Consider the following 6299-nt stretch of genomic DNA (forward strand, 5'->3'; position numbering starts at 1 on the left):
TATGGGGATATTGAACGCGACGCCGGACTCGTTTTCCGATGGCGGAATGTACAATTCGGTCAATCTCGCCGTGGAGCGGGCTCGGCAAATGATCGCCGAAGGCGCCGACATCATCGATATTGGCGGCGAGTCGACGCGGCCCGGCTTTGCCAAGGTGTCGCAGGAGGAAGAGCTGGAGCGGGTCGTACCGGTCGTGCAGGCGATTCGCCGCGAATTGGACGTGCCGATTTCGGTCGACACGTATAAGGCTGAGGTGGCCCGGCAGGCGCTGGCGGCGGGCGCCGACATCATCAACGATGTGTGGGGCTTCAAGGAAGACCCCAGGATGGCGGGAGTTGCCGCCGAGTTCAGCTGCCCGGTCATCCTGATGCACAATCGCCGCGATAGGGACTATCGCGACTATGTCGCCGACGTCATCGCCGACTTGCGGGAAAGCATCCGTTTGGCGCATGAAGCGGGCATCCCCGATGAACGGATCGTGCTCGATCCCGGCATCGGATTCGCCAAGGACTATGCGGAGAATCTGGTCCTGATGCGGCGTCTCGGCGATCTTGCCGCCATGGGTTATCCGCTGCTTCTCGGCACCTCGCGCAAAACGTTCATTCGACGAACGTTGGACTTGCCAGCGGATGATGTCGTCGAGGGTACGGCGGCAACTGTCGCGCTTGGCATCGCGCAAGGCTGCGACATCATCCGCGTCCATGACGTGCAGGCGATGAAGCGGATCGCCGTCATGACCGACGCGATCGTACGAAGTCGGCTCGGCGGCTCCTGATCCGCCCCAAGGTCGCCCAAAGAGCGGTCCGTAGCCGGGGTGGATCATCCGAATTGCTGCAATGCAGCTGTCTCCGAGGCGAAGCGACCCCTTGTCCTGACCGTCGCAAAGCCGGAGTCGGAGGATTCTGCGTGTTTCTTGGACAGCATTCCACAATTCAGATCGGAGGTTTCTTTTATGGATAAAATGAGCTTGCAGCGCATCGAATTTTACGGCAGGCACGGCGTGTTTGCCGAAGAGCAGAAGCTCGGTCAGCGATATTATGTCGACCTGGACCTGACGATGGATTTGCAGCCGGCAGGCGTCACGGACGACCTTACGCAAACGGTAAATTATGCCGAATTATTTTATCTCGTCAAAGGCGTTGTCGAAGGTCCGCCCTTCAAGCTGATCGAGGCGCTTGCCGAAAAGATTGCATCGACCGTGCTTGACTCGTATACTAAGATCAACGAAATTACGGTGAAGGTGACAAAACCGCATCCGCCGTTCGATATACATTTTCAAGGCGTAACCGTCGAAATTCATAGAAAGCGGGCATAACATGGAACGAACGAACAACCGGCCGGCAGGCGAAGCCGCAGCCGGCTTACAGGCGCAGCAGAGCGGAGATGCCCGCCTGCGGCGAACCGCTTGCATCGCGCTCGGCGCCAATATCGGCGACCGGGAAAGGATGCTGCAAGCGGCGCTTGAGCGGCTGAACGCTCACCCGGACATCGAAGTGACCGGCTGCTCCAGCGTATACGAGACGGCACCGGTCGGTTACGCCGATCAAGGCGCCTTTCTGAATATGGCGGCCTTGGTTGCCACGACGCTCGAGCCGGTCATGCTGCTTCGCTTCATGCTCGCAACCGAGCTTGAGCTGGGCCGCACCCGCGTGATACGCAATGGTCCGCGGACCATCGATCTCGATCTGCTTGCGATGGATGGCGTCGCCATGGATACGCCGGAGCTGCAGTTGCCGCACCCGCGGATGATGGAGCGCGCTTTTGTGCTGGTGCCCTTAAGCGAGGTGCTCGGCGAAGCGGTTCGGCGACAATCGGCTGCTCCGAATCAGGGGGGAGACGATCCGCTTAGCCCCTTGCGTGCTTTTGCGGGCAGCGTGGATCAAGCGCTTCAGTTATTGGATGGGAAGGAAGGAATCGAGCTGTGGAAACGTACCGTTTGGCACGGCGCATCCGTGCATTTCGTAAGCTGAAAGGCCACACGCAACAGGAGATGGCGGACTTGCTCGGCCTGTCGGTAGCCGTGTACGGTTCGGTCGAACGCGGAACCCGTCACGTGGACGGGAAGCTTATCGGTTACATATGCAGAACGCTCGGTATCGACCCCGACGAATTAACGACCGACCGCGGTTTTGGCCAAATATAGATTAGCGATTGCGAATATTCGCATGATAAGTTTCACCGAAAGGATCTGAATGGAATGCTAAAAATAGGAAATATTGAAATGGGCAACAAAGTCGTTTTGGCCCCGATGGCCGGCGTCTGCAATCCTGCATTCCGGCTGATCGCCAAGGAATTCGGCTGCGGCTTGGTATGCGCGGAGATGGTTAGCGATAAGGCGATTCTGCACGGCAATGAAAGAACGATGCAAATGCTCTACGTCGACGAGCGCGAGAAGCCGCTCAGCCTGCAAATTTTCGGCGGCGACCGGGCGTCTCTTGTAGAAGCGGCGAAAGTTGTCGATCGTCAAACGAACGCCGACATTATCGACATCAATATGGGCTGTCCCGTGCCCAAAGTTACAAAATGCGACGCAGGCGCCCGGTGGCTGCTCGATCCGAATAAAATTTACGAGATGGTGTCGGCTGTCGTTGACGCCGTCGACAAACCGGTCACGGTCAAAATGCGTATCGGCTGGGACGATCAGCATATATATGCCGTAGAAAACGCGCGTGCCGTCGAGAGAGCCGGAGGCCGGGCGGTATCCGTGCATGGCCGTACGCGGGAGCAATTGTATACCGGCAAAGCGAACTGGGATATTATAAAAGATGTCAAAGAAGCGGTTTCCATCCCGGTGATCGGCAATGGCGACGTCTTCTCGCCGGAGGATGCAAAGCGGATGCTGGAGCACACCGGCTGCGACGGCGTCATGATCGGTCGCGGCGCACTCGGCAATCCGTGGATGCTGTTCCGTACGGTCCGTTATTTGACGACGGGCGACTTACTGCCGGACCCATCGCCGTCAGAGAAGATCGAAATCGCGATTTTGCATATGGATCGTCTTGTTGCGCTGAAGAGCGAAGCTACCGCAGTCAAGGAAATGCGGAAGCATCTTGCTTGGTATTTGAAAGGACTGCCGGGTGCCGCGCGAGTCAAAGACGTCATTATGGAATCAACGAAGCGGGATCAAGTCGTGAAGTTGCTTCAGGAATATGTCGATTCGCTGGATTATGATGCAAGTGCGGGTGCAGACTCCGCAGACACCCAGGCGAACGACGCGATTGTTCACTAAGCGCAGCTCGCGCTTCGGGGACAGCGAGTTTTTGAAGCGTTTACAAAATGCGGGTGGATGTCATTGACAATTTCATTTCCATGAAATATAATCATGCAATAGTAATCGGCACCTTGTGGATAAACGGCCCGCGCCGTCATTCTAGGCGTGATTGCTTATTAGCTTTTACAGCATCTGCGTCGGCATTTCCCGAATCGGCGAAGTCATCAAGAACTTCGAACGTAATATATTTATTTAGAGTGAATTCATGCTGCGACCGGATACGCCCCCTTTCGGCATGAAAATTTGTCACGCGACAGGAGATTGTTGGAATGAGCGATAAAGAAGTTATTTTGACCCAGGAAGGTCTTAAGAAGCTGGAGGAAGAGCTTGAGCATTTGAAATCGGTCAAACGTCGCGAAGTGGCGGAACGGATTAAAGTCGCGATCGGTTATGGCGATATCAGCGAAAACTCGGAGTACGAGGACGCGAAAAATGAACAAGCCTTTATTGAAGGCAAAATCATGACGCTCGAAAAAATGCTGCGCAACGCGCGCATTATCAATAGCGATGAAATCGATATCGATATGGTCAGTGTTGGGGCAACCGTTATTGTCCAAGACATGGAGTTCGGAGATACGATTGAATATACGATTGTCGGTAGAGCGGAGTCGGATCCGTTCGAGAACAAAATTTCGAACGAAAGCCCTGTAGGCAAAGCGATCCTCGGCAAGAAAAAAGGCGCAGTCGTCGACGTAACCGTTCCAGCCGGCATCATTCAATATAAAATCGTGGATATCAAGAAGTAAGTGGTGCCCAACGTTTCGAAGCTTCCTCTGGAAGCTTTTTGTTATAGATAAAGCATTTATTCGTCCTCGGACACAATAAACTTTATCGCAACAAAATTAACATTTGAAACGCGGTCGCCGAAGGACACCGATCCAAGATTTTGTTATAATATCAGAAAGTTTCTTAAGGAAGGACTTCAATCGAAGTATTTGTTATAATATTAGAAAGTATAAATTTTCAGCGAAGCTGAACCTTTCTAATATTTCAAGAAAAGCTTCCTCTTACGCAGGGTCATTCATCGTGGAAAGGGCTTCGAATAGAAGCTTTTCTTATAATAACAAAAGGTCTTACCGGAGCAAAGAATGTAGAAGGAGTGCTTTCACCTATGAGTCAAGGACAGGAAACCGAATTAAGCGAATTGCTGACGATTCGCCGCAATAAATTAGACGAGCTGCGCAGTTTGGGCGTTGATCCGTTCGGCAAGAAATACGACCGTACCCACACGGCAAAGGCGATTGCCGATGCATACGGCCAATTGACGAAGGAAGAGTTAGAAGAGAAGAATGCCGAAGTGAGCGTTGCCGGGCGATTGATGTCCAAGCGGAAAATGGGCAAAGCGAACTTTATAGACGTGCAAGACCTTTCGGGCAAAATCCAGATCTACGTACGTCAGGATGCGCTTCCGGAACATATTTTCGCGGCGTTCGAAATTTTGGATATCGGCGATATCGTTGGCGTGAAAGGCACCGTGTTCAAAACAAAAACCGGCGAGCTGTCGATCAAAGCCACGGAGTTCGAAGTTCTGTCGAAGTCGCTATATCCGTTGCCGGAGAAGTTCCATGGCCTGAAGGACGTCGAGCTTCGCTATCGTCAGCGCTATGTGGACTTGATCATGAATCCGGATGTACAAGCGACGTTTATCGCCCGTTCCAAAATCATTCAATCGATGCGCCGTTATTTGGATTCGCACGGCTATTTGGAAGTGGAAACGCCAACGCTGCATACGATTGCGGGCGGGGCGTCCGCGCGTCCGTTCATTACGCATCATAACGCGCTAGACATGCAGCTGTTTATGCGGATCGCCATAGAGCTGCATCTGAAGCGGCTAATTGTCGGCGGGATGGAGAAGGTATACGAAATCGGCCGCGTTTATCGGAACGAAGGAATTTCCACGCGGCACAATCCGGAATTTACAATGATCGAGCTGTATGAGGCATATGCCGATTACGAGGACATTATGCATCTGACGGAAAATCTGGTCAAACATATCGCCCAAGAAGTGCTTGGCACGACTCAGATCAATTATCAAGGTCATGAAGTCGACCTTGGTTCGCCGTGGCGCCGCGTTTCGATGGTGGATGCCGTGCGCGAGACGGTTGGCGTCGACTTTAGCGTAGAGATGAGCGATGAGGAAGCCCATCGTCTGGCGAAGGAGCATAAGGTGCCTGTGGAGCCGCACATGTCCTTTGGGCATATCGTGAATGCGTTCTTCGAGCATTTTGTCGAGAGCACGCTCATTCAGCCTACGTTCATTACGGGCCATCCGGTGGCGATTTCGCCGCTTGCCAAGAAACGCGACAGCGATCCGCGGTTTACCGACCGTTTCGAGCTGTTTATCGTGGCGCGCGAGCATGCCAATGCATTTACGGAGCTGAACGATCCGATCGACCAGCGCGAACGCTTCGAAGCGCAGCTCCTGGAGAAGGAGCAAGGCAACGACGAGGCGCACGAGATGGATGACGACTTTATCCGTGCGTTGGAATACGGTATGCCGCCAACGGGCGGACTCGGCATCGGCATCGACCGTTTGGTGATGCTGTTAACCAACTCGCCGTCGATCCGCGATGTTTTGTTGTTCCCGACGATGAGGCATTTGGATTAATCCAGCTTGGATGTCGTACTATATGAAAAGAAGCAACCAAGGACTGATGTCCAAGGTTGCTTTTCTTTGATTACTGGATGGGTTCCATAAGATACTTCCATCATGGGAACTGAATGAGCGGAGGCAAGCGTAATGCCCATTGTAATCCGATTTATACAGGTAATTATAATTTTTTTTAAAAAAGTACTTGCATTGTTCTAGGTGTCTGTGATATATTATCTAAGTCGCCGCTGAGACGGCTGATGAAACAAACGAAATACAGCGATTGTTCTTTGAAAACTGAACAACGAGCGAATAAGCCAAAGTTTTACAATGAGCACAAATCAGCTTTTCTTTAATGGAGAGTTTGATCCTGGCTCAGGACGAACGCTGGCGGCGTGCCTAATACATGCAAGTCGAGCGGAGTTATTCCTTCGGGGA

7 protein-coding genes and 1 rRNA gene are annotated in these 6299 nt (G+C 52.8%); all 8 read left to right on the top strand.

Translation table 11 applies throughout. The annotated features are described in order from the left end of the window. Window position 1: 1 nt before the first annotated feature. Entirely contained in the window at window positions 2-775 is a 774-nt protein-coding gene (gene folP, locus AC0LWM_RS28240; RefSeq protein ID WP_474678383.1) for a dihydropteroate synthase, read from the top strand. A 177-nt stretch (window positions 776-952) separates the two neighbouring features. Beyond that, complete coding sequence (gene folB, locus AC0LWM_RS28245) at window positions 953-1315, top strand: dihydroneopterin aldolase (RefSeq protein WP_474678375.1); 363 nt, start codon at window positions 953-955, stop codon at window positions 1313-1315. A 1-nt stretch (window position 1316) separates the two neighbouring features. Beyond that, complete coding sequence (gene folK, locus AC0LWM_RS28250) at window positions 1317-1970, top strand: 2-amino-4-hydroxy-6-hydroxymethyldihydropteridine diphosphokinase (protein WP_474678376.1); 654 nt, start codon at window positions 1317-1319, stop codon at window positions 1968-1970. Continuing rightward, window positions 1922-2143, top strand: a complete 222-nt coding sequence (locus tag AC0LWM_RS28255) for a helix-turn-helix domain-containing protein (protein ID WP_474678377.1) — start codon at window positions 1922-1924, stop codon at window positions 2141-2143. The genes folK and AC0LWM_RS28255 overlap by 49 nt, the downstream gene beginning before the upstream one ends. Before the next feature lie 54 nt (window positions 2144-2197). Then, window positions 2198-3229 (top strand): tRNA dihydrouridine synthase DusB, encoded by a 1032-nt coding sequence (dusB, locus tag AC0LWM_RS28260; RefSeq protein WP_474678378.1) that lies wholly within the window; start codon window positions 2198-2200, stop codon window positions 3227-3229. 311 nt (window positions 3230-3540) lie between these two features. Next, window positions 3541-4017, top strand: coding sequence for a transcription elongation factor GreA (gene greA, locus AC0LWM_RS28265; RefSeq protein ID WP_474678379.1), 477 nt, complete (start codon window positions 3541-3543; stop codon window positions 4015-4017). 365 nt (window positions 4018-4382) lie between these two features. Next, entirely contained in the window at window positions 4383-5879 is a 1497-nt protein-coding gene (gene lysS / locus AC0LWM_RS28270) for a lysine--tRNA ligase (RefSeq protein WP_474678380.1), read from the top strand. Window positions 5880-6213: 334 nt separating this feature from the next. Next, a 16S ribosomal RNA gene (locus tag AC0LWM_RS28275) occupies window positions 6214-6299 on the top strand; the annotation flags it as partial.

This window comes from Paenibacillus sp. sgz302148 (assembly GCF_056120465.1).

What these genes read in the sequence shown, in the direction of transcription:
- folP (WP_474678383.1), top strand. Translation starts at nt 2, where the DNA reads ATGGGGATATTGAACGCGACGCCGGACTCGTTTTCCGATGGCGGAATG.
- folK (WP_474678376.1), top strand. Translation starts at nt 1,317, where the DNA reads ATGGAACGAACGAACAACCGGCCGGCAGGCGAAGCCGCAGCCGGCTTA.
- dusB (WP_474678378.1), top strand. Translation starts at nt 2,198, where the DNA reads ATGCTAAAAATAGGAAATATTGAAATGGGCAACAAAGTCGTTTTGGCC.
- greA (WP_474678379.1), top strand. Translation starts at nt 3,541, where the DNA reads ATGAGCGATAAAGAAGTTATTTTGACCCAGGAAGGTCTTAAGAAGCTG.
- folB (WP_474678375.1), top strand. Translation starts at nt 953, where the DNA reads ATGGATAAAATGAGCTTGCAGCGCATCGAATTTTACGGCAGGCACGGC.
- lysS (WP_474678380.1), top strand. Translation starts at nt 4,383, where the DNA reads ATGAGTCAAGGACAGGAAACCGAATTAAGCGAATTGCTGACGATTCGC.